Source organism: Kitasatospora kazusensis, from assembly GCF_039529945.1.
Classification (GTDB): domain Bacteria; phylum Actinomycetota; class Actinomycetes; order Streptomycetales; family Streptomycetaceae; genus Kitasatospora; species Kitasatospora kazusensis.
In genome coordinates this window covers 1-1471 of sequence record NZ_BAAANT010000123.1, presented here as the reverse complement: position 1 = coordinate 1471, position 1471 = coordinate 1, and the positions used below count along the sequence as shown (strand labels likewise).

Annotated in this window: 1 protein-coding gene; it reads left to right on the top strand. The window is 69.7% G+C overall.

All coding sequences use genetic code 11. The features are described 5' to 3' along the window. Positions 1–257: 257 nt before the first annotated feature. Positions 258–1436, top strand: a complete 1179-nt coding sequence (locus tag ABD330_RS32240; RefSeq protein ID WP_344469871.1) for an IS30 family transposase — start codon at positions 258–260, stop codon at positions 1434–1436. The last annotated feature ends 35 nt before the right edge of the window (positions 1437–1471 follow it).

Genomic DNA, 1471 nt, shown 5'->3' with positions numbered 1-1471 from the left:
GGCAGGTTCTAGCGATCCCCGCAACACCCTGGATTCAGGGAGTTGCGGGGATCGTGGATTTTGAGGGCTTGAAGGCGAGGTTCTTCGAGGCGTTGGATCGGGAGAACGGCAGTGTCACGGGTGCGGCCCGAGCAGTCGGGGCGAACCGTCACACGGCGGCTGGGTGGGCGCGGATGGCCGGTGTCCGTGGTCGTGGGAAGCCGGGAACGGGCGAGCACCCGGGGCGGGCGGAGTACGACCGGCTTCGCAAGGCCGGGGTGCGACTACGGGACGCTGCGGCACAGGTCGGCGTCCACGAACGCACTGCCCGGGACTGGGACCGCGGGATCCGGAAGATCGGCAACGCGCGCCTTCACCCCGATGGACGCAGGATCGACTACACAACGGGGATGACCAGCACCGTTTCCTCCACGGCCACGCCGTCGCTCGCGGCGGTAGAGGCCGAGCTGCACCCACGGTTCTTGACGGTGGCCGAGCGGGAGCTGATAGCCGACATGCGCCGTGAGGGCCGGTCGCTGCGAGCGATCGGGCGGGCGCTGGGCAGGCCGGCGTCCACCGTCAAGCGCGAGATCGACACCCGTGCGGTCGACGGCGTCTACCGGCCGCACCGGGCTCAGCGGGCGTGGGCGGGGAGCCGGCCGCGCCCCAGGGAGTCCAAGCTCGCCCGGGCGGGTTCGCTGCGCGAGTTCGTCGCGGGCAGGTTGCGGGAGCGGTGGTCGCCCGAGCAGATCTGTCACGCTCTGGTCATCGAGTTCCCCGACGACGAGAGCATGCGGGTGAGTCCGGAGACGATCTACCAGGCGGTCTACGTCCAGGCCCGGGGCGGGCTGCGGCGCGAGGTCGCACTCGCGTTGCGGACCGGGCGCACCCGCCGCAAGCCGCACCGCAGTCCCGAGCAGCGCACTCGCCGGTTCGTCGACGAGATGGTGATGATCTCCGAGCGGCCTGCCGAGGCCGAGGACCGGGCGGTGCCCGGCCACTGGGAAGGCGATCTGATTGTCGGCCCCGGCAGTGAGAGCGCGATCGTGACCTTGGTCGAGCGCTCCACCCGCTACGTCATGCTCGGGCACCTGCCCGGCGGGCACACCGCCGAGGAGGTCCGCGACGTGCTGGTGCCCCTGATCCAGACCCTGCCCGGGCACCTACGCGGCTCGCTGACCTGGGACCAGGGATGCGAGATGGCCGGGCACAGGCAGTTCACCGTGGCCACGGGAGTACCGGTCTACTTCTGCGATCCGCACTCCCCCTGGCAGCGCGGATCGAACGAGAACACCAACGGCCTGCTGCGGCAGTACTTCCCCAAGAGCACCGACCTGTCCGTCCACAGCCCCGAAGACCTTGAACATGTCGCCCAGCAGCTCAACGGCCGGCCACGCAAAACGCTCGGCTGGAGAACTCCAGCCGAGCGCCTGCGTGATCTACTGACGACCACATAGATCATCAGGTGTTGCGAGGACCCCAAGAATCCGCC